The organism is Pseudoalteromonas sp. OOF1S-7, from assembly GCF_022347765.1.
In the GTDB taxonomy this organism is placed as follows: Bacteria; Pseudomonadota; Gammaproteobacteria; order Enterobacterales; family Alteromonadaceae; genus Pseudoalteromonas.
The window spans coordinates 231,209-252,277 of the sequence record NZ_JAKRFZ010000003.1 but is presented as its reverse complement, the minus strand read 5'-3'; the positions used below and the strand labels follow the sequence as shown (position 1 = coordinate 252,277).

17 protein-coding genes are annotated in these 21,069 nt (G+C 50.5%); 12 read left to right on the top strand and 5 right to left on the bottom strand.

Going from position 1 to position 21,069, the window contains the following annotated elements:
* The first annotated feature begins 4 nt into the window (after positions 1-4).
* The 7 genes from MHN33_RS05980 to MHN33_RS05950 all read left to right on the top strand — a co-directional run bounded on the left by MHN33_RS05980 (position 5) and on the right by MHN33_RS05950 (position 8,954).
* Complete coding sequence (locus tag MHN33_RS05980; RefSeq protein ID WP_239397105.1) at positions 5-556, top strand: hypothetical protein; 552 nt, start codon at positions 5-7, stop codon at positions 554-556.
* Positions 557-704: 148 nt separating this feature from the next.
* Positions 705-2,198 carry a sigma-54 dependent transcriptional regulator gene (locus tag MHN33_RS05975; protein ID WP_239397104.1) on the top strand — a complete coding sequence of 498 codons (1,494 nt, stop codon included), beginning with the start codon at positions 705-707 and terminating at the stop codon, positions 2,196-2,198.
* A 254-nt stretch (positions 2,199-2,452) separates the two neighbouring features.
* Positions 2,453-3,706, top strand: coding sequence for a lipopolysaccharide biosynthesis protein (locus tag MHN33_RS05970; protein ID WP_239397103.1), 1,254 nt, complete (start codon positions 2,453-2,455; stop codon positions 3,704-3,706).
* A gap of 13 nt (positions 3,707-3,719) precedes the next feature.
* Positions 3,720-4,742: a glycosyltransferase family 2 protein gene (locus tag MHN33_RS05965; protein ID WP_239397102.1), complete on the top strand. Its 1,023-nt coding sequence runs from the start codon at positions 3,720-3,722 to the stop codon at positions 4,740-4,742.
* Positions 4,743-5,002: 260 nt separating this feature from the next.
* On the top strand, positions 5,003-6,271 hold the full coding sequence (locus tag MHN33_RS05960; protein ID WP_239397101.1) for a polysaccharide biosynthesis/export family protein: 1,269 nt from the start codon (positions 5,003-5,005) through the stop codon (positions 6,269-6,271).
* Entirely contained in the window at positions 6,268-7,659 is a 1,392-nt protein-coding gene (locus tag MHN33_RS05955) for a hypothetical protein (RefSeq protein ID WP_239397100.1), read from the top strand. The genes MHN33_RS05960 and MHN33_RS05955 overlap by 4 nt, the downstream gene beginning before the upstream one ends.
* A gap of 11 nt (positions 7,660-7,670) precedes the next feature.
* Complete coding sequence (locus MHN33_RS05950) at positions 7,671-8,954, top strand: O-antigen ligase family protein (RefSeq protein ID WP_239397099.1); 1,284 nt, start codon at positions 7,671-7,673, stop codon at positions 8,952-8,954.
* Here MHN33_RS05950 and MHN33_RS05945 read toward each other — a convergent pair.
* On the bottom strand, positions 8,888-9,394 hold the full coding sequence (locus MHN33_RS05945) for an NYN domain-containing protein (protein WP_239397098.1): 507 nt from the start codon (positions 9,392-9,394) through the stop codon (positions 8,888-8,890). The two genes, MHN33_RS05950 and MHN33_RS05945, sit on opposite strands and share 67 nt — an antisense overlap.
* A gap of 461 nt (positions 9,395-9,855) precedes the next feature.
* On the opposite strand from MHN33_RS05945, the gene MHN33_RS05940 reads away from it, so the two are divergent.
* The 3 genes from MHN33_RS05940 (at position 9,856) to MHN33_RS05930 (ending at position 11,544) form a co-directional block, all read left to right on the top strand.
* Positions 9,856-10,401, top strand: coding sequence for an RNA polymerase sigma factor (locus MHN33_RS05940; RefSeq protein ID WP_239397097.1), 546 nt, complete (start codon positions 9,856-9,858; stop codon positions 10,399-10,401).
* 17 nt (positions 10,402-10,418) lie between these two features.
* Complete coding sequence (locus MHN33_RS05935) at positions 10,419-10,685, top strand: hypothetical protein (RefSeq protein ID WP_239397096.1); 267 nt, start codon at positions 10,419-10,421, stop codon at positions 10,683-10,685.
* Between the two features lie 652 nt (positions 10,686-11,337).
* Positions 11,338-11,544, top strand: a complete 207-nt coding sequence (locus MHN33_RS05930; RefSeq protein WP_239397095.1) for a hypothetical protein — start codon at positions 11,338-11,340, stop codon at positions 11,542-11,544.
* 117 nt (positions 11,545-11,661) lie between these two features.
* Here MHN33_RS05930 and MHN33_RS05925 read toward each other — a convergent pair whose 3' ends face one another.
* Positions 11,662-12,957 carry a M20 family metallopeptidase gene (locus MHN33_RS05925; protein WP_239397094.1) on the bottom strand — a complete coding sequence of 432 codons (1,296 nt, stop codon included), beginning with the start codon at positions 12,955-12,957 and terminating at the stop codon, positions 11,662-11,664.
* Positions 12,958-13,283: 326 nt separating this feature from the next.
* Between MHN33_RS05925 and MHN33_RS05920 the strand changes: the two genes are divergently transcribed.
* Together MHN33_RS05920 and MHN33_RS05915 are read left to right on the top strand one after the other, a co-directional pair.
* Positions 13,284-14,465, top strand: a complete 1,182-nt coding sequence (locus MHN33_RS05920; RefSeq protein WP_239397093.1) for an ATP-binding protein — start codon at positions 13,284-13,286, stop codon at positions 14,463-14,465.
* Positions 14,446-16,914, top strand: coding sequence for a hypothetical protein (locus MHN33_RS05915; protein ID WP_239397092.1), 2,469 nt, complete (start codon positions 14,446-14,448; stop codon positions 16,912-16,914). Before MHN33_RS05920 ends, MHN33_RS05915 begins: the two co-directional genes overlap by 20 nt.
* Positions 16,915-17,144: 230 nt before the next feature.
* On the opposite strand, the gene MHN33_RS05910 is transcribed toward MHN33_RS05915, so the two are convergent.
* The 3 genes from MHN33_RS05910 to aceF all read right to left on the bottom strand — a co-directional run bounded on the left by MHN33_RS05910 (position 17,145) and on the right by aceF (position 21,061).
* Positions 17,145-17,339, bottom strand: a complete 195-nt coding sequence (locus tag MHN33_RS05910) for a hypothetical protein (RefSeq protein ID WP_239397091.1) — start codon at positions 17,337-17,339, stop codon at positions 17,145-17,147.
* Between the two features lie 192 nt (positions 17,340-17,531).
* Positions 17,532-18,956, bottom strand: a complete 1,425-nt coding sequence (gene lpdA / locus MHN33_RS05905; protein WP_010384093.1) for a dihydrolipoyl dehydrogenase — start codon at positions 18,954-18,956, stop codon at positions 17,532-17,534.
* 221 nt (positions 18,957-19,177) lie between these two features.
* Positions 19,178-21,061 carry a pyruvate dehydrogenase complex dihydrolipoyllysine-residue acetyltransferase gene (gene aceF / locus MHN33_RS05900; protein WP_239397090.1) on the bottom strand — a complete coding sequence of 628 codons (1,884 nt, stop codon included), beginning with the start codon at positions 21,059-21,061 and terminating at the stop codon, positions 19,178-19,180.
* Positions 21,062-21,069: the final 8 nt, after the last annotated feature.

Here is a 21,069-nt window from a genome sequence, read left to right as displayed (position 1 = left end):
GACCATGACAACATTTAACCAACTTTCGACCCTGACCCTACTGTGTTTAACCTTGTGCGCCTGCGGTGGTGGTGGCGAAGGCGGCTCATCCGGGCCCACCAGCACCAGCCCGGCAAGTTCATCCAGTAGCACAGTTACCACACCGGCACAACCCGCCGAGCCTGCGCCAAATTTCGACCCGGATCCAGACAGGCTGGACAGTGCAGCCGAAACATCCAACGACTTGCATGTCAAAGCAGACTTTAACTTCAGCACCATTAAATCCGTGACTCTGGACCTGGGCGGACAAGATGTTTTCGGCGCCTCTTTGGCCAATAAAATGGTCAAAATCTACGCCCTGTACGATGTGGTTGAAAGCTATGCAGATCAAGCGTTGGCCGACAAAGCCCTGCTGGCAACCACTCGCTTTAACAGTGCAGGTCAACTCACGCTGACACTGGATGTGCCGGTCAATTACCAGACCCTGCTGATTAGCGTTGATGGCATGTTGCAAAGCAACCATTTGCTGAGCGAACTGACGATGCAGGCAACCACAGTGGCACACCAGTTTAACTGATCCGTTCAATCGCTTCCTCGCCAAACCGCTGGTCAGTGACTACTGAACAGCGGTTTTCTCATTGTGCTTTTGCTTGTTTATTAATGCTTCAATTTGTCTAAGACTGTGTAATACTTCTATTAACACGCGTTAACTCAGGCAGGATTACATGGACCCGGTTACTAACATCACCTTGCTGTTCGTCGACGACGAGCCTCTTATTCTACGTTCACTTACGCGGGCGCTAAAACACGAGCCCTACACTGTGTATACTGCGCAAAGTGGCGAGGAAGGCCTGGCCTTGTTAGAACAACATCCCATCGATGTGGTGGTGTCGGATAAAATGATGCCCAATATGTCGGGGATAGAGTTTCTCGCTCAGGTTGCGGAGCGCTTTCCGGATACCATTCGCATGATGCTCACCGCCTTTACCGAGGTCGAAGACCTCATTGACGCCATTAATCAGGGCAAGGTCTGGGGCTATATGCAAAAACCCTTCGAAATGGGCAACATCAAACTGACGCTCGAGCAGGCCGTGCAAACCAAAATGCTGGTGGCCGAACGCAACATGTTACGTGCCAGCCTGCAACGTTATCGCAGTACAATTAAATCACAATTCTACCGCTTTGTGGGTGACTCCATCGCCATGCAAATGGTGTACAAAGCCATTGAAAAAGCCGGCCCCAGCCAGGCCAATGTGTTTATCACCGGGCCCAGTGGTACCGGCAAGGAATTGGCCGCCGACGCCATTCACCGCGCCAGCACCCGCAAAGATAAACCCCTGGTGTGTATTAACTGCGCCGCCATCCCCAGCGAGCTGATGGAGTCTGAGATCTTCGGTCATATCAAGGGCGCCTTCTCGGGGGCTGTAACTAACCGCGACGGCGCAGCCACTCAGGCCGATGGTGGCACCCTGTTTCTCGATGAAATTGGCGAAATGGACATGAACCTGCAGGCCAAGATCTTACGTTTTGTGCAGTCTGGCACCTTTCAGAAGGTGGGTAGCGGTAAAGAGGAAAAAGTCGATGTACGGTTTATTTGCGCCACCAATCGCGAGCCGCACCAGGCGATTGCGGATCAGCGTTTACGGGAAGACTTGTTTTACCGTCTGAACGTAATTGCAATTGATTTACCAGCGCTGCATGAGCGGGATCACGATGCGCTGCAAATCGCGCAGCATTTTTTAAGCAAGTTCAGCGAAGTTGAAAACAAAGTGTTTGTGGGCTTCTCACCCGCCGCCGAGCAACTGATCTTACACTACGACTGGCCGGGTAACGTACGTCAGCTCGAAAACCTCATCCACAGTTGTGTGGTGATGTCTGACGGACCGCTTATCACCGAAGACACGTTGCAAATGCAGCTTAAACTTAAACCCAGCGATGCCCAGGCCCTGCTCAACGGCCAATCAGGCGCGATGCGCAGTAACCCTCCGCAGCCATCGCTGAGTGTGCAGCAAAGCGGCTATACACCGCCTCTGCAGACAGCCGAGATCCCGTCACAAAGTCAGATCTGTTCGCTGGCTGAGGTCGAGCGTATCGCCATTGAAAAAGCCATTGCCGCGTGTGATGACAACGTGGTGAAAGCAGCCAGCTTGCTGGAAGTCAGCCCTTCGACCTTGTACCGCAAAATACAGCAATGGGGAGATAAACATACCGGTGCCTGATTTTATCGGGTGCTCCCCCATTCGCAGATCGCAAATTGCAAAACCCCAGTCGCAAAATGCGATCTGCACACCTTAAGTTTTACCTAAGCACGTTCTGTATACCCCCCTCACGATCAAATCAGGCAATCTAAATTACAAATAAAGTATTTTAAAAACATATAACTAATAGGCTTTCTTGAATTCTTTTAGAGCCTCAGCTCGCCTTGGTACGGATTTTGGTTAGTAAAGGTATCTGATAACGAGAGAACGATGCCATGACACACCCAACCAGCACAATGCGGACCCTGCTCAGCAATACCTCTTATCTGATCGGTGCCGAGGTGGTTGCCAAGGCCTCGCGGCTGATCAGCATCATGGCGATGGCAGCCTGTTTGTCTGCCACTGAGTATGGCACGGCCATGCTGGCGCTGACGGTACATGAAGTGCTGAGGCTGTTGCTGCGCTCTGGTGCCGGCGCACAGGTGATCCGGGCCTGTGATGACGACTTACCCGCTTTTTTGAAAAACGGCCGGTTATTACAGTGGCTGCTGTGTGTTGCCTTATGCCTGGTACAAATTCTGCTCGCAATTGCCAGTACCTGGTTGTTTCCGGGTCAGGACATGACAGTGCTGATTGCCTTGATGGCGCTGACCTATCTGGTATTTCCGCTGGTCTGTAATCAGGTTTTCCTGATGCAAAGACGCAACCAAATGGGCCTGTTCGGCCTGATCAGCAGCGTCTGTATTATCACCGAAAACTTAGCTCTGGCTGCTGCACTGTACCTCGACGCCGGACTACTGGCCGTGGTGATTGGCAAATGGGCATTCACCGTATTATGGCTTGGCTGCTTTGCCTTTGTCCCCACTTCGGCGATGACGGGCCAGTTCAGCAAAGCAGTGTTTACCCGGCTACTTAAAGCGTCCACCCAGCTCGCTGGCAGTGAAATCCTGCGCTCGCTGCGTGTCAATATAGACATGTTCGTGGCAGCACGCCTGCTGACTCCCGACTTGTTTGGCTTATATAGCTTCGCTAAAAGTGTCGGCGTCGGGCTGGCGATATCGGTTGCTCAGGCTTACACCACTGCACTTTACCCGTTTGTTTGCAAACTTAAAAATGCAGGCAATTTCGGTACCAGACACAGCCAGCTGCTGCTCGCCATTACGATGGCCGTGTCTGCGATTTTTATTGTACAGGCGTTACTGGTCCCCTGGTATGTGCCTGTGGTATTCAGTGAACACTGGCAAGGCAGCTTTACCACCGGCGCCTTACTATGCCTGATTGCCACCAGCACCGTATGGACCGATAGTTACGCAGTAATACAAAGAAGCAATGGCTGCTATGCCCGGGAATGTCAGCTGAACGCCTACTGTTTACTCGTTTCCCTGGCCGGGCTGTTAATGATACAGCCTGATCAACCCCTTTTACTTGCCGCCGTACTGGTGAGTTGCAGCGCACTGTGGCTGCTCTTCCCATTGGCAGACTTTGCGCTGAGACGTTGTTACGCCGGCGCAGCAAAATCTTCTTTATGATCCGGAGCCCGCTATGACTAACTATGTGATTAATTCAAAACCCGTTGTCAGTGTCATCATCCCTATGTTCAACGTTGAGAAATATATTGATAAATGCATCTGCTCGGTGCTCAACCAGACCTATCAGAATTTTGAAGTGATCTGTGTTGATGATGGCTGCAGTGACAACACACTGAGCTACCTGAGAGACTATAAAGACCACCGGATCCACATCATTCGTCAGCACAATCGCGGCCTGTCCGGGGCACGCAACACCGGGATCCGTAACGCTCGGGGCGTTTATATTGCTTTGCTGGACGCCGACGACTACTGGGCAGTCGACAAGCTCGAAAAACATGTTGCACACCTGAATCGCAACCCCCATGTTGACGTCAGTTACTGCCCGTCGTTGTTTGTCGACGATGACAATAAACAACTGGGAATTGGCCAGTTTCCCAAGTTAGACAACATCAATGCCAAAACCATTTTTTGTCGTAATCCGGTAGGTAATGGTTCCGCACCGGTAATACGCGCAGCCGCCCTGGAAAAAGTCGCCTTTCATGACGAAACCCGCAGCTGGCGGCAGTACTTTGATGAAAATCTCAGACAATCTGAAGACATAGAAATGTGGTTGCGCCTGGCGCTTTACACCCAGGCGACTTTTGCCGGGATCCCTGAGCCACTGACCTTTTATCGCGTTAATGCCAGTGGCTTATCTGCCAACCTGCAAAAGCAATATCTGAGCTGGGAGCATGCAGTCAATAAACATAGGCGCAGCCATGCGCAATTTTTTAAACAGTGTGGCTCGCTTGCACGCGCATATCAGCTCAGATATCTGAGCCGTCGTGCCGTGCAGTCCCGCAATACCATAGCCGCGCTGAAGCTTATCCACAAAGCGCTGTTTACCGACATTCGTATTTTGTTTGAAGAGCCGGGGCGCACTGCCCTGACCTGGTGCAGCGCTGTAACCAGCCTGCTGCCCAAATCACTCTACAATCGCGCAGAAAAACTGGCTATGCGTACCCTTAGGCAGGCAAATAAGCATCCTGCCAGCTAACCCTTCGCTCCCGGGCCCGCGCCGTTATCAGCCAGCAGGCAACTGCTGACTGATAACGCACCTCGCACCAATGGCCCTTAAGCCAGCATTTGCTGGCTTCTTTTCATTTTGAAATTGCTTTGCAAAATACAAAAAAACAGCGTGCATCACGACGTCAAAAACCTTAACCACCTGATTTAAAAGAGATAATTAAATTGGCTTAGATTATGCTCCTGTCATGCTAAGCACACTGAGTAAGACCCACTGCCAAGGAGCAAACCATGACACAAGCCACTTCAACCACCACCCTGATGACACGCATCTCAGCGCTTGTACTGTGTGTGCTTGGCACTGGCTGCACACTCAGTCCGGATTACAACGATGATGATTTCTATGGTATGCCACATGCCACAGGAACCCAGTTCACTCAGTCAAACTCGGTGTTTGCGTCTCGTTTGAGCTGCACCGATGCCGACAACTTTGCGGCGGCGGCTAACTTTCGGGTTGATCAACCCATTGTGCTGGCAGCGCCCGGCCTGAGCCCCAATGAATCAAGCTACCGAGGCGCATTCGGTGCAGCACCATTAAGCCCGGGCGACCTGATCCAGGTCAGAATGGAATACGGCGAAGGCTTTAACGGCGACTATGTGCTGGACAGCTCAGGGGCGCTGACATTACCTGTGATTGAACCCATCTACGCCGCAGGTTTGACCACCAAGGCCCTGGCGCAAAAAGTGGAGCTGGCGCTTATTCGTGCCAAAATCTTCCGCGCTCAGACGCTGGATGTTACGGTTAAGGTCAAAACCTGGGCTGCCATCGAAGTGCCAGTCTCAGGCGCGGTCTTTTCACCGGGCCGGGTGACCATCAATGCCAAGTTACCCGAACAGCTGTTAGATCAGCAGGTGGCGGCGTCGGGCGACCACTCAAAGCAGCGCCTGCTCTCAGAAGCCATTCGGGCTGCGGCCGGTGTCCGCCCCGATGCCAAACTGGACCAGGTGATCCTGGTTCGCCAGGGCTGGCGCATCGAAGCGGATCTGACTGGCATTATGACCGGCCAGCCAGTCAAAGATCATGTCCTCATTGCCGGCGATCAGGTGATAGTGCCCAGCACCGGCTGTTTTCAGCCCAACCTGGTGAAGCCGTCACAGATCACGCCAAAGGGCTTTCGGGTCTTTATGTCTAACCTGATTGACTCGTCAATGAGTAATGCCAATGCCGCCATCGGCCGCTTCTCTAGCAACCTGCCTTACGGCACCCGGCTGCTGCAGGCAGCCGTTTCAGCCAACTGTGTGGGTGGCAAAGAATATACCAATGCACCACGTCGCATTGTGCTGGTCAGCAACCACCCGCTGACCGGCAAAACCCAGGTGATAGAGCGCTCGGTAGAAGAGCTGATGCGTAAGTCTTATCGTGACCACATTAACCCTTATGTAATGCCGAACGATGCCATCGCCTGCTATGATTCAGATATCACCAATCTACGTGATATCGCCCGGACGCTGTTAGATATCGTTTCACCCTTCTCTTTGCTGAGTAAGGAGGACTCATGAACACGCAACTTCAGGTCACCACGCCTTATTCACGCTTCAGGGCCTCGATTTACCGCACCCTGCGCAAGCCCTATCTGGTAACTTGTCTGGTCAGCTACGCGATTATTTTACTGCTGGTCTTTGCCTACCTGCAGCAGCCAGCTAAATACCGCAGCGACCTGGATATGGTATTGCCTGGCACCGGTGCTAACAGTAACGTCTCGCTTGATGAGGTGGGCCAGGTGGTATCATCTACCAGCGCTCCATTCGGTAAAGGCTACAACCCCAGAGTCAATTACAAAGAAATGCTGATGAGCAAAAACCTCATCGACAATGCAGCGAGTTCAATGGGCATGTCGGCTAAAGCATTTGGCCGCCCTAAAGTCCGTCTGACCGAGCAAACCTCGATTTTAAATGTCGAGATCACAGGAGCCAGTCCGCGCATCGCCGAGAAAAAAGCCTGGGCTTTGTATAACGCGTTGCAGGACCAACTGGATCACCTGCGTGCCGACGAAGTGCAACGTCGCGATGCCAGCATCAAATCGGTGCTCGATCAGTACAGAGAGCGGCTCAATGTCACACGCAGTAACATCACGGACTTTCAGCAGCGCTCTTTGCTGATCAGCCGGGAGCAGCTGGACCAGCAGATGCGTACCCTGACCAACCTCAAAGAGCAGGTGGCCATCGTCAAAGCCGAAATTGGCCGCGCTGAGTATTTTGTCAGCCAGCTCAGTGTCGATTTGGGAGTATCGCCCTCCATGGCAGGCCAGGCTTTTGTGCTGCAATCGGATGGTGAATTCAGAGCCTATTTGTCTGAGCTGGACAAAAGCGCTGCTCAGCTGAGCGAGTACCGTTCTCGCTGGGATGATGGTCATCCTATGGTGAAAGCCGAGCTGGCGCGCTTTGAGCAGTCGAAAATGGCGCTCAGAACCCGCTCCGAGGGCCTGGTCGGGATCAACGCGGCTCATGCGTTTCATACCACAGATCTCGCCTCTAACCCGAACCGCGCGCAATTGTTTGCCGACCTTATCAGCGCCTTTGCAGCTAAAAAAGGGTCGGAAGCAAAACTGATTGAGCTTGAAAACGAAGTACAGCTGCTGAATGAAAAGCTTAAGGTCTACGCCAGAGAAGCGGCTGAGCTGGAGCGTCTGGAGCGTGAGTTTGATTTGGCCAAAGCCGTATTCACCTCAGCCGTGGCACGTCTTGAGGCTGGCAAAGCGGATATTTTTGCCTCTTATCCAGTGATCCAGCTGATGTCGCCACCGTCATTGCCCATTAATTCATCCTCTCCGAAAAAGGCCATCGCCATTGCAGCAGCGCTGGCTGCGATGATCTTTTTGTCGATGGCGGTGCTGATGATCAACAAACGTCGGGTGATTATCTCGGCGGTGATGAAACAACCTGACTAGCGGAGGACAGCATGTTATTCACCGCCTTTCTACCCTTTAAGGACAAGCGCTTTATCAGCACAGAAGAAAAGCTGGTCTGGGCAGGTCTGGTGCTTACCTACCCCACTTTTATGCTGGGCATGCTGTATGTGATGGGCTCCATTATTGGCTGGCTGATTTTTATGGTGGTGTTGATGCGCTGTTACCTGGACTTGAACGCCAAGCCGCGGTCGCTGTCACCAATGATCTGGATGTGGATAGTCGCCATGTTACTGATGCTGGTGGCGCTGCTGATTGCACACAGCGACTGGTCTTTGGGGGTTGGGCAAACCATTAAATCGACCATCGGCTGGATGAAAGGCTGGGCGCTGCTGGCAATTTTCCCAGTGATTGCCGCCTTGGCAAAAATTCGCCAAGAGGTGGTGATCCGCGGAGTCTGCATTATTGCCATTCACACCCTGATCTTCTCACTGATCTCCGTAGCCTTTTATGTGGTTAAGCTACCGGGTGATATCTTCCTGTCGCCGTTAAAAGTGATTGGGGGACCGGGGGAGAGCTTTTTTATGGTCAGTTTTTACGGTATTAATCCCGAAACCGGTGCCGGGCGCTGGCGCTTCTTTACCCCCTGGGCCCCGGCTGCCGGCTTTATGTCCTGCGTCTATCTGGTGTTTTGCCTGCAGGAAAAAAACGCCAAGGTTCGCCGCTGGGCCATCGCGGGCTGCTGGGCCATGCTTATCTTGTCGCAATCCCGCGCCGGTATCGCCATCTTCATTATGTTGTTCCCGCTGGTGCTGTTCAGCGATAAGTTTAAAGAACCCTGGATGATGCTGCTGCTCGGTATCACTATCCCGCTGATTTTACTGCTGGGCGAGCCCATTTATAATGCGGTGATGGACTCCTACGAGGCGGTAAAACAGCAGCGCCCGGGCTCTACCCGGGTGCGCAAGGCGCTGGCTAATATTGCCATTCAGCGCTGGCAGGCAGAAGCGCCCATCTGGGGGCACGGCATTGTTGAGCGTGGACCAAAAATGGTGGAATTTATGCCTATCGGCTCGCACCACAGCTGGTATGGGCTGTTATTTGTCAAAGGCCTTGTCGGGGCCGTGGCACTGGCCATTCCTATGCTGGTGTCGAGTGTTTATTTATTATGGGCGTCGCAGGGCTCTAAAACTGCACAGACCGCTTTGTGCCTGATGGCGGTGCTGATCTGTTACAGCTTCTTTGAGAATTTAGAGATTTTATCGTATCTCTACTGGCCGGCATTATTGTGGTTTGGCTTTGCATTTAGCAATAAACGCTCGTCAATGGCCACATAGCGGGTGGCCGCGCGTTTGAGCGAATTGGCGGTCAGCTGGGGCACTCCGTACACCTCGACTTCACAGTTATGACGGCTTTGAATACGCTCGGCCAGCAAGTCAAAATCGCCATCCCCAGTCAGCAGCACCACCACGTCGCAATGGGGCGCGCACTCCATGGCATCCAGGGTGATCCCCACATCCCAGTCACACTTGGCCGACCCGTCCGTACGCTGAATATAGGGCTTCTGTTTGACCTCAAATCCTATGGCTCTGAGAATATTCTGAAACTGTTGCTGCTTGGGCGCATTGGGCTCACTGGAATATGCCAACGCCCGATACAAAGTGCGGCCTTTAAGTACTTCCTGCCAGAAGCCGTTGTAATCAAAGCTTCTGCCATAGGCCTGCCGGGTGGTGTAGTAAATGTTCTGGACATCGACCAAAATGGCAATGCTTTTCATACTTTGGCAGCTCCTTTCAGTAATGATTGTGAGGGCTAATGAATATGTGGGCTGTGCATCATAGCAACATCAGTTTCACTCACCTCCCACTATAACACAGAACCACAGAACCACAGACCTCCATTCAGGCTGGCCATCAGTCACATCACAGTGCGGCCCGGTATTTATTTTCAATTTTTTTGAACCGAAATGCTCCGTGCGCTCCTCTTACCTTATGAAGAGAAATGACATGCCATCATCTATACTAAGAGGACGAAGATGCTTTATAGAAAAAACTTACCAATTTGGAAACGTATTACCCGTGTTATAGCCGGCGCAGCTATGGTTGCTTGCGGTGCAGTCGGCCTGAAAGGCCTCGCCCTTGGTTATTTGATATCCGGTGTGGGGGTGATCACAACGGTGACTGGTTTCGTTGGATTTTGTCCAATGTGTTCATTCGCCGTGCGCAGGCAAAAAAGTAAATGACACAACCGTCAACCCCCCCTCGCTATGATAAGGGCATGTTCGAAAAGGCGCGGGCGGGCGATAACAAAGCCCTGGAGTCACTAATTATCGCCACGCAACCCGATATCCGGCGCTACGCAAAGCGTAACTGTTCCGCTGCTGATATCGACGATGCCGTACAGGAAACACTCTGGCTACTGGCAAAACGAATTGGCACAGTCAAAATGCTAACATCGCTGCCTGCCTGGCTGTTTACTGTCGTCAGAAGAGAATGCTTACGCATTGCACAACGAACTAAAGGCGATTCGATTGTTAATAAAGCCGAAAATATAGATGAATATCAGGATGATGTTCTGTTGTCGAATAAACCAACCGATGCCTTAAGAATAGATCTCATTCGGGCGATACAAGCCCTGCCTGAACATTACCGCCATGTCGTGTTATTACGCGATATGGAAGGAATGAGCATTGAAGAGATAGCAGATAAACTACAGCGTTCGCGGGAAAGTATCAAAGCACAGCTTTATCGTGCCAGGCTGCTGATCCGCGAGTATTTAATCTAGACGTATAGGCCTTAAATATGCAGAAAAAGTCGCAATTTGCAAGTAACTCACTGACTGAGCACCTGTTCAGAGGCGCGATTGGGCTCGCTTTGTTATGGTACGCAATTGAAATTGCCGCTCCCTACCCCTTTGCTTCTCTCGGGCTTGGTATCGTCACCCTCGTCGTATTCAGGGGCTGCCCCATTTGCTGGACCATAGGGTTGTTTGAAACCATATATCTGACTTACGCACGGATTAAAAACCGCGTGAGCTACTTACGTAGTAGCAAGTCATCGCCAAGGTAACAGGCACCACTGATAAAGACCGCTACTTTGATTACCATAGCCACAACTGGCTACAAACTGACTTTTCTGCAGCGCCACGGCTGCACAATGGACAGCGGTATCTGGGCAAACACGAGTGCCCAAAGTTACTGCCTATATCGAGTTTGTTCTGCAAGGAGTACGCAATCATGGTAACGACAATGACAACTACTTTGACGAACTGATATTGCAGGTACTTGCTGATTAACCAATCCGCCGCCGGGTCCATCGGCAGCGGATTACTCTTTTTACATTGCCACATTGGCAGAATGAATGCCTTTTTTCTCGCTATGTTTGACAATGCGAGTCAGGAGCCAGGTGAGGTGATGGACGGAAGTTATTTCAACTATGCCAGATGACAGTGGATTAAACGTTAACAGGATCTATGTGAGTATGCTCAGTTTATCGAATTGCAAAGACGTCTGTGTGCATACACTTGTGATGTATGAATCTTACAGTAACTTAACGATCATTCAACTTTAAATATTCCTCCTAAGCCAATTATAAAATAGAAAAAAAACTACTCATAACATTAAGTTATAAGATTTTCACGACACAAACAATTGACTCACTCTCATCAATATGTAAACATCTCTGAGCATTTTATGCACAAACAAAAATAAGGAAATAACACATGAATCTAAAAATATCTAAAAAAAAGCTTAAAAGTTTATCGAAAGACCTGACGGCTATCCCGGCAACAAAAACAGCAGAAATCGCCGGTGGTGACAAATATTCTCTCTATCGTGAGTGCATCCATACTATGGTCGTGCAGTGTGGTTCTTTCACCTGCCCATCACGTCCTAACAATACTAACTGCGGTACAGATACTTGCCACTAAGCTTTAAGTTCTGATGCGACAATAGTCGCATCATTTTGTGCCCCTCCGTGGAGTGTATCAACCACCAGGAAACACCGGCCTGACAAAGCACGTACCAGACCCAACCCACAGCGTTTATTAATTTGCTTGCTGCATATAATCGAGCGTAAACTCGGTCAGTGCCCGTGTGCCCAGTTTAAACGCCGATTCATCAGCAATAAAGTAGGGAGAGTGATTACTGGCGGCATTTCTGGGGTCAATGTCTTTAGCAGTACCACCCAGAAACACAAATAACCCAGGCACTTCCATGGCATAAAACGAAAAGTCTTCGGCACCAGTCACCTTAGGCATTTCAATCATCCCCTGTGCCCCGAAAACCTTCTCCAGGGTAGGCAACATTTGCTCAGTCAGTGCAGGATCATTTACAGTCACCGGATAACCTTCAATGATCTTCACGTCGGCTTTGTTGCCGGAAGCCAGTGCAATATGTTCAGCGGTGTGCGTGATTTTTTCAAAGATCTGGGCGCGGTTTTCCATATCAAAGTTACGTATGGTACCGACCATATTTACCTCTTCGGGAATGATGTTGTTACGTACCCCTCCGGCAATTTTACCAAATGAAACAATCGCCGGTTCTTTGGTAATATTGATCTGGCGACTGACAATGTGATTTACCCCGGACACAATCTGTGCGGCAGCCGCTATCGGGTCGGCCCCGGCCCAGGGTGTCGAGCCATGAGTTTGCTCTCCTTTTACACTGATCTCAAAACGATCGGCACTGGCCATAGTCGGCCCACTACGGTACCCCAGCTGGCCCACATTAAGCTTAGAGGTAATATGCAAACCAAACGCCACATCGGGCTGATACTTTTTGAAGATCCCTTCCTTAAGCATTAACTCAGCGCCTCCCTCTTCGCCATCAGGTGCGCCCTCTTCCGCCGGCTGGAAGACAAACATCACATTGCCTGCGAGCTCATCACGCATCCCCGCCAGCACCTCAGCTGCCCCCATCAGCATAGCCACATGGGTATCATGGCCGCAGGCATGCATAATGCCCACATCCACCCCCCGGTAATTGGTGGTTTTAGTAGATTTAAACGGCAGGTCGTTCTTCTCGGTCACCGGCAGCGCATCCATATCCGCACGCAGCATCACGGTCGGCCCGGGCTTAGCGCCTTTCAGCATGCCCACCACTCCGGTATACGCAATACCAGTTTCTACTTCCATACCCAATGATTTAAGGTGTTTAGCAACCTTCGCTGCCGTGCGTACCTCACGATTACCCAGCTCCGGATTCTGGTGAATGTCCCGGCGCCATTCAATCACTTTAGGCTCCACCTGCTTAAGCAAACTGGCATGATCCGCCGCTTGAGTGCCCATAGTCACAGCTCCCAGAATCGACGCCAAACTCAGGCTCAATATAGATTTTTTCATACCCCTTCCTTTTATATTTGTTATTAGTCGTCAAACAAAATAACAGACAAAGTTATTAGGGAAAGGAATTTGCGACAGAGCCGGGATGGGTGCGGTGAGCTAAACTGAACAGGCAAGAGAATAGTAATCGCACTTGGCTCAATTGAAGCCGTATTTAATGCCACCCAGGCACAGTTGACGGCATAGGAACGGATACCGTCAAGGCCATAAGGACAATTTTGACCACACCTTACACCCAAAGATGACAAAAATTTTATTGCCAAAATTTTTGACAATAAATTTATTGTCACTACACTTTGACTATAAAAATTTTGTCAGGAGGCATTATGGCGGGTCAGGTGGTTCGGGGTGATAAATATTTCCCCAGAGAAACAGATCAAAATAAGCTATTGCGGCGGCTCAGAGACGGGAGCCACTTGCTGGTCCTTGCCCCGCGGCGTGTCGGTAAAACGTCTATGCTGTTTTACCTGCAAGACAACCCGCCAGATGGCTACGTGTTTCTTTATAATATTGTACAATCCTGTGCAACCGAGCACGAATACTACAAACAGATCATAGATAATCTGTTCCGCTCCGAGTTTACCGACCAACTGAGTAGCCTGTTTAAATGGGGCAAAGATCAAATTGGCAAATTTCGCAGCAGCATTACCGGCGTATCATTCGGCGCGACGGGTATCGAGTTTGACCATCAGGACCGCCAGCTCACTCACCGAGATCTCAGCGCCGCCCTCAATGCACTGACACTGGACAAAAAACTGGTGCTAATCATTGATGAGTTCCCGGATGTGGTTGAGAAAATCTATGCTCAGCAAGATCACAAAAGCGCGGAGTCGTTTTTATCTGGTTGTCGCGAGTTGTGGTCAGAGCAGGGGCTCAACCAACATGTGCAGTTTGTGCTGACGGGCTCAATTGGACTGGACACGCTGGTGAGCAAAATGGCACTGTCAGATCTCATCAATGTGCTCATCCCGGTGCCTATTGCGCCACTAAGCCAGGCTCAGGGCCGCGAGTTTATCAACACACTGAATCGTCGTGAACTGGATCCCATCCAGATTGATGCCACAGCGCAGGATTACCTGCTCAACAAGGTTGGCTGGCTGATGCCCTATTACATCGAGATCCTGTGGATGCAGCTGGTTGATGTGTATTTTGATGAAGGACTGGATTCTGTCAGCCCGGCAAATATTGACGTCGCCTACAACACGCTGTTCTCGATACAGTATCAATCTCACTTTAATCACTGGGCAGAACGACTAAACCGTTTTTCGGACAGCGAAAAAGCACTGGCAAATGACGTATTAACAGCGATGTGTGAGCATGCGCAGCTGCCGGGATCCCATTTGTTTAACCTCTCGCAGGCAAGCCAGTATCAGCAAACCAATTGCCAATACGTGATCGACTGTCTGATCCACGATGGTTATATTTTTATCAATCAGGCGCAGTGTTATCAGTTCACCTCGCCCATGCTTAAAGAATGGTGGGGGCGCTATGCAACTCGACGACTATAAAGAAGGCGTAAAGCTATACAATGCACAAAATGCATCGGACCAGTTCATTAAAACGCACTTTGTGATCCGACTGAAAGAATACAAAAAAATCTGGCGTGCCATTGCCAGCACCAACAAAGAGGTGCCCGAACAAAATTACCTGATCCAGGGCGTACGCGGTGCCGGTAAAACCACCCTGCTGCGACGCCTTGCCATAGAGCTTGCGCACAGTGACGCGCTGAACACCTGGCTGCTGCCTGTCACCTTTAAAGAAGAAGAATACGGTATCAGCCCTTTGTTTTCTTTCTGGGAGCGCGTTGCTGAAGAGCTGGAAGAGCATTATCACGACCAGTTTGCCGGGCTACTGGATGGGCTGGATGCCATTGCTGGCCAGAATCCAGACCCTAAAGCCGCGATTCAGTTGCTGAGTAACCGGCTCAAAAAACAGGACAAACGGGTTGTGTTATTTATTGATAACCTGGTGGAACTATTCGCAAACTTTAACCGCAAAGAAACAGAAATCCTCAGAGAAGTGCTCATCACCAATCCTTACTTCAGGCTGATAGGTGGCTCGGCGGTCAGCCTGGAAGCTTTTTACGATCACCAGGCCCCCTTTTACCAGTTCTTTGAAGTGATCAATTTAGCCGGATTAGACAAGCCAGATACCGAGGCGCTGTTGCGGGCACTGGCCAGTCACAGTGGTGAACGTGAAGAACAAAGGTTGCTGGCTATCCTTGAGCAAGAACCGCAGCGGATTGAATCTATCCGGCGCTTAACGGGCGGTATTCCGCGCACACTGGTTATTTTGTTTAATATTCTGATGGAAGGGGCCAACGGCCAGACCTATGCACTGCTGGAAGAAACCATAGACCGGACTACGCCGCTGTATAAACACCGTATGGACGACCTGGCACCACAGCAAAAGCCCATAGTCAACGCCATCGCACTGCACTGGGATGCCATTTCAGCCAAGGAGATAGCCGAAAAAACCCGCCTGCCCAGCAAAAATATCTCGGCACAGCTCAGCCAGCTGGAGAAAAACTGGGTGATTGAGAAAATCAAAACCGATGGCAAAAATAACCTGTATCGCATCAAGGAGCGCTTTTTTAATATCTGGTACCTGATGCGCTACGGCAGACGCCGGGACAAAAACCGGGTCCTCTGGCTGACGCGTTTTATGGAAGTCTGGTGCATTGGCGACGAGCTAAAACACCGCAGCCAGTCTTTTCTTGCGCAACTCACAGGCCAGTGCCATCCCCAAGCTACACTGACGTTTGCCAATGCACTGCTGTGCAGTGACCAGCTTGAGCACACAGACAAACAACAAATTCTTGAGCAAACTCAGCAGTACCTGAGCGGTGCGGGACACACCGCGCTGAGTAAAGAGCTGATTGATATCACAGATGTAGAAGGTGATAAAAACAAACAGCTCCTGATTGAATGGCTGCGAAGTGACGAACCGGCTGATATGACTGAGGTCGTTGAAAAGGCTGTTAGTGCACTTTCTGTAGAGGAGGTTACTCTGATTGCCGTGGCTGAGGATGAAGCTGAAAAAACTAAACCAAACAAGCTGCTCACGCTCGCCGAAGCATTACAAGAAAGAGACAGTGTTAATGCTCTGACTATCAAAGGCTTTATCTATTTTAGATTAGGCAAGGATGCTGATGCAGAATTGGCATTTAGGCAAATCACAGACATAGAGCCTAAAAATGTCAATGCAGCAATACTACTGACCAGTATCTATCAAAAGTCTGCTCAATGGGATAAGGCACTGATGGCTCTTCAAGCCGCGCAATCTGAACTGGAAAGCCAACACAAAGGTTACTATCACAGGATCTCGGGTGAAATATACCTGGAACGAGGTGAATATGATTTTTCAGAACAGCACTTTCTATCCGCTCAAGACGCTGGAGAATCTGTATTGGACAGATTGGGCTGTCTAAACATGTACAAAGCAAACTTCTCACAGGCAATTGATTATTTTGAGCAATACCTGAAAAATAAGAAGTATATTGTGATTTATACGATGCTGGCACTGTGCTACTACTATCAGGCAGATGCAAAGAACAAGTTTAGGGCTCTGCAATGCGTCAGGCAGGCAATGGAAAATAGCTCACCATTAGATTTCACTCACATTTTAATTAAAATGCTGCTGTGGAATAACCTCTTTCAGGACGCAACCCAAGCCATGGATACATTACTCTGTCAGAATGGCGGGCTTGAACGTTCTGATGAATCCCTGCTCACAGATCTCTTCGTTCCATTCCTTGCCAAAGGCCAGACCAATTTAGTCGAGCGCTGGTTCGAGCAATACGCGCTGAAAGAGCGTTTTAAGCCCATCTACTATGCCCTGATGACCTTGATGCAGGATAAATACCCGAATGAGGTATTAAAAATGGGCGACGAACTTAAAGAAACCGTTGATGAAGTGCTCAACGAAATAGAAGATTGGTCGGTGAAATATGCTTAAAAGTAGGCATCAAGAAAGTAGTGATCGAGTGCCACACACTTTCTGTTCGCTCAATGATTCATTTCATTACGGCTATGTGACCCTGGCGGAGCGATGTCACTTCGCAGCAGACATACACCTTCGTCATACCGGCCCTGAGCCGGTATCTGCTCACAACCCAAAAGGGGGTCATCTGAATCTTTGTAGTCAAACACAACGCACAAATATGCGTGTTCTGTAAGCAGAAGCGCTTACAACTTAAACAAGGGCCTGCCCTTACCGCGATACAGCCCAACTGGCGTCAGGCTGGTTTTGCCTTCTGCCACACTGAGCTGGTAGTAGTTCTGGGTGCATTCAAAGGAAAACGCATTGTTGGCCCTGGCGATGAGTTTGCGCTTTTCACTTTGCTCTTTTTGTCCATACAGAACCCCTTCCTCAAACGTCACTGTCAGGGTCTGCTGACCCGCTGACCTGATACTCGCCGGCGTTAGCACAGTGTCTAAATGTTAACAATGCCGCTTCCTTTCTCATCACCTGGGCTCAAACGCACCAAAGGTGCTTATTCTGCACGACATGCCAGGCACAAAAAAACCCGGTCTCTGTGAGCCGGGTTTTTTTAGTTCATTCAGAAGTAGCGATTACTTCTTCTTTACTGCCTTTTTGTTAGGCAGATCAGTGATTGAACCTTCAAAGATCTCAGCCGCCAGGCCGATTGACTCGTTCAGCGTTGGGTGAGCGTGGATAGTCAGTGCCACGTCTTCTGCGTCTGCACCCATCTCTACTGCCAGGCCGATCTCGCCCAGCATTTCACCGGCGTTGATACCAACCATAGCACCACCGATCACGCGACCAGTCTCTTTGTCGAAGATCATCTTAGTCTGACCTTCAGTACGTGCAGAAGCAATTGCACGGCCAGAAGCTGCCCACGGGAATACCGCAGTTTCAATGCTCAGACCTTGCTCTTTCGCTTCTTTCTCCGTTACACCAACCCATGCGATTTCTGGATCTGTATAAGCGATTGAAGGAATACACTTAGGATCGAAGTAGTGTTTCTTACCAGAAATCACTTCTGCCGCAACGTGTGCTTCGTGAACCGCTTTGTGCGCAAGCATAGGCTGACCTACGATGTCACCAATCGCGTAGATGTGGTTTACGTTAGTCTTCATTTGCTTGTCAGTGTTGATGAAGCCACGCTCATCAACCGCAACACCCGCTTTGTCTGCATCAAGCAGTTTACCGTTAGGCGTACGACCAACCGCAACCAGTACTTTGTCGTAACGTACCTGGCCTTCTGGTGCTTGCTTGCCTTCGAATGAAACGTAGATACCGTCTTCTTTCGCTTCAACCGCAACAACCTTAGTAGACAGCATCACGTTGAACTTGTCTTTCACGTACTTCTGGTAAATCTTGATAACGTCTTTGTCAGCCGCAGGAACCAGTTGGTCTGCAAACTCAACCACGTCGATTTGTGAGCCCAGTGCACGGTACACAGTACCCATCTCAAGACCGATGATACCACCACCCAGTACAAGCAGTTTTTCTGGTACGTCTTTCAGCTCAAGTGCGCCAGTTGAGTCAATGATACGCTCATCTTGTGGGATAAAAGGCAGGTTTACAGGCTGAGAGCCCGCAGCGATGATAGCGTTGTCGAAGTTTACAGTCGTTGTGCCGTCAGCACCTTCAACTGCGATAGAGTTAGAGCCGGTGAATTTACCGTAGCCGCTAACTACTTTCACTTTACGCATTTTCGCCATGCCAGACAGACCGCCTGTCAGCTGACCAATTACAGACTCTTTCCAGCTACGGATTTTGTCCAGGTCGATTTGAGGAGCACCGAAAGTTACACCGTGTGAAGCCATTTCAGCTGCGTCGTCGATTACCTTAGCCACGTGTAAAAGTGCTTTTGAAGGAATACAACCTACGTTCAAGCACACACCACCCAGGGTATCGCGAGATTCGATCAATGTAACTTCTAAACCTAGGTCTGCTGCACGGAATGCTGCAGAGTAACCACCAGGACCACCGCCTAGTACAACAACTTGAGTTTTGATTTCGTTGCTCATGTTATTACCTTAACTATTATTCGAACGGGACTCTACTCGAGTGAGTATCCGCACCCAATGTGCCTGATCATCGGCAAGCGCTGCCACCAACAACCAGAGAGAGTTTTTTGTTGCGCGAAAGTGTATCATTCGCACCCACAGATGTCCCGCCCAAATATCAGACAGGACAGTAAAAATATGACAAAACCGCACAACCTGGGGTCATGCGGTTTTGCTTTGGCTTACATTACCAGCTGACGAATGTCGCTCAGGTAATTGGCCAGCGTCACAGTAAAGCGGGCTGCCAGTGCACCATCAATCACACGGTGGTCGTATGAGCAGCTCAGCGGCACCATCAGGCGCGGCTCAAACTCTTTACCATTCCACTTCGGCTTCATCTCAGACTTAGACACACCTAAGATTGCCACTTCTGGTGCATTCACGATTGGCGTAAATGCCGTACCACCAATGCCACCCAGGCTCGAAATAGTGAAACAACCGCCCTGCATGTCAGCCGCAGTCAGCTTGCCTTCACGGGCCTTCTTAGACACGTCCATCAGCTCGCGAGACAGCTCGATAATGCCTTTCTTGTTGACGTCTTTGAAGACAGGCACAACCAGGCCATTTGGCGTATCTACCGCCACACCGATGTTCACATACTTCTTCAGGATCAGGCTTTCACCGTCTTCTGAAAGAGACGAGTTAAAGGTTGGGAACTCTTCCAGTGCTTTCGCCGCTGCTTTCATCACGAATACCAATGGGGTGATCTTCACGCCCATTTTCTTCTTCTCAGCCAGGACATTCTGCTCTTTACGGAATGCTTCCAGTGTGGTGATGTCGGCTTCGTCGAACTGAGTAACGTGTGGGATCTGAACCCAGTTACGGTGCAGGTTAGCGCCAGAGATCTTCTGAATACGAGAGAGTTTCTTCTCTTCTACTTCACCAAACTTGCTGAAGTCGACTTTCGGCCAAGGGATCAGACCCAGCTCGCCGCCACCTGTGCTGCCGCCTTTGCTGATCTCGCCAGATTCAACCTTACGAACCAGTTCTTTCACATAGTTCTGCACGTCTTCTTTCAGTACACGGTTCTTACGGCCAGTACCTTTAACGCGTGCCAGGTTAACGCCAAACTCGCGCGCCAGACGACGTACCACAGGCGAGGCATGGGCGTAATCATCATTGGCCACAAACTCATCTTTCGCCGCACTTGGCGCAGGCGCTGCTGCCGGAACCGCTTTTGCCGCTGGAGCCGGTGCAGGAGCAGACGCAGCAGGTGCTGGTGCGGCCTGAGCCGGCGCTGCCGCCGCAACGGTTTCGAATACAAAGATCAGTGACCCGGTTGACACTTTGTCGCCAGCCGCCACTTTGATTTCTTTGACTGTACCGGCAAATGGCGCTGGTACTTCCATTGACGCTTTGTCGCCTTCAACGGTGATCAAAGACTGCTCTTCTTCAACGCTGTCGCCGACTGCCACCATGATTTCAGTGACTTCAACTTCGTCGCCACCGATATCCGGTACCTGTACTTCCTGCAACGAAGGCGTTGCTTCAACCGGGGCTGCCGCTGGCGCAGTTTCTGCCGCAACTGGCGCTGCTGCACCCGCTGTTTCAAAGACAAAAACTAAGCTGCCGGTGGCCACTTTGCCGCCAATCTCAACTTTGATTTCTTTCACTGTACCGGCAAATGGCGCTGGTACTTCCATTGACGCTTTGTCGCCTTCAACCGTGATCAAAGACTGCTCGGCTTCTACGCTGTCGCCAACCGCAACCAGGATTTCGGTAACTTCAACTTCGTCACCGCCGATGTCTGGTACGTGGACTTCTTTCACTTCTGCGGTTGCCGGGGCAGGCGCCGCAGCAGCCGCAGGTGCCACCTCAGCAGCAGGCGCATCGCCCGCCGCTTCGAAGACCATGATCAGTGAACCAGTCGACACTTTGTCGCCTTCACTGATTTTGATTTCTTTAACCGTACCCGCTTGAGAAGCAGGCACTTCCATTGACGCTTTGTCGCCTTCAACGGTGATCAGCGACTGCTCTTCTTCTACCGTGTCGCCAACGCTGACCAAAATCTCGGTTACTTCAACCTCATCGGCGCCAATATCTGGTACATGAATTTCGATTGCCATCACTTAGC

What these genes read in the sequence shown, in the direction of transcription:
- MHN33_RS05980 (WP_239397105.1), top strand. Translation starts at nt 5, where the DNA reads ATGACAACATTTAACCAACTTTCGACCCTGACCCTACTGTGTTTAACC.
- MHN33_RS05975 (WP_239397104.1), top strand. Translation starts at nt 705, where the DNA reads ATGGACCCGGTTACTAACATCACCTTGCTGTTCGTCGACGACGAGCCT.
- MHN33_RS05970 (WP_239397103.1), top strand. Translation starts at nt 2,453, where the DNA reads ATGACACACCCAACCAGCACAATGCGGACCCTGCTCAGCAATACCTCT.
- MHN33_RS05965 (WP_239397102.1), top strand. Translation starts at nt 3,720, where the DNA reads ATGACTAACTATGTGATTAATTCAAAACCCGTTGTCAGTGTCATCATC.
- MHN33_RS05960 (WP_239397101.1), top strand. Translation starts at nt 5,003, where the DNA reads ATGACACAAGCCACTTCAACCACCACCCTGATGACACGCATCTCAGCG.
- MHN33_RS05955 (WP_239397100.1), top strand. Translation starts at nt 6,268, where the DNA reads ATGAACACGCAACTTCAGGTCACCACGCCTTATTCACGCTTCAGGGCC.
- MHN33_RS05950 (WP_239397099.1), top strand. Translation starts at nt 7,671, where the DNA reads ATGTTATTCACCGCCTTTCTACCCTTTAAGGACAAGCGCTTTATCAGC.
- MHN33_RS05945 (WP_239397098.1), bottom strand. Translation starts at nt 9,394, where the DNA reads ATGAAAAGCATTGCCATTTTGGTCGATGTCCAGAACATTTACTACACC.
- MHN33_RS05940 (WP_239397097.1), top strand. Translation starts at nt 9,856, where the DNA reads ATGACACAACCGTCAACCCCCCCTCGCTATGATAAGGGCATGTTCGAA.
- MHN33_RS05935 (WP_239397096.1), top strand. Translation starts at nt 10,419, where the DNA reads ATGCAGAAAAAGTCGCAATTTGCAAGTAACTCACTGACTGAGCACCTG.
- MHN33_RS05930 (WP_239397095.1), top strand. Translation starts at nt 11,338, where the DNA reads ATGAATCTAAAAATATCTAAAAAAAAGCTTAAAAGTTTATCGAAAGAC.
- MHN33_RS05925 (WP_239397094.1), bottom strand. Translation starts at nt 12,957, where the DNA reads ATGAAAAAATCTATATTGAGCCTGAGTTTGGCGTCGATTCTGGGAGCT.
- MHN33_RS05920 (WP_239397093.1), top strand. Translation starts at nt 13,284, where the DNA reads ATGGCGGGTCAGGTGGTTCGGGGTGATAAATATTTCCCCAGAGAAACA.
- MHN33_RS05915 (WP_239397092.1), top strand. Translation starts at nt 14,446, where the DNA reads ATGCAACTCGACGACTATAAAGAAGGCGTAAAGCTATACAATGCACAA.
- lpdA (WP_010384093.1), bottom strand. Translation starts at nt 18,956, where the DNA reads ATGAGCAACGAAATCAAAACTCAAGTTGTTGTACTAGGCGGTGGTCCT.
- aceF (WP_239397090.1), bottom strand. Translation starts at nt 21,061, where the DNA reads ATGGCAATCGAAATTCATGTACCAGATATTGGCGCCGATGAGGTTGAA.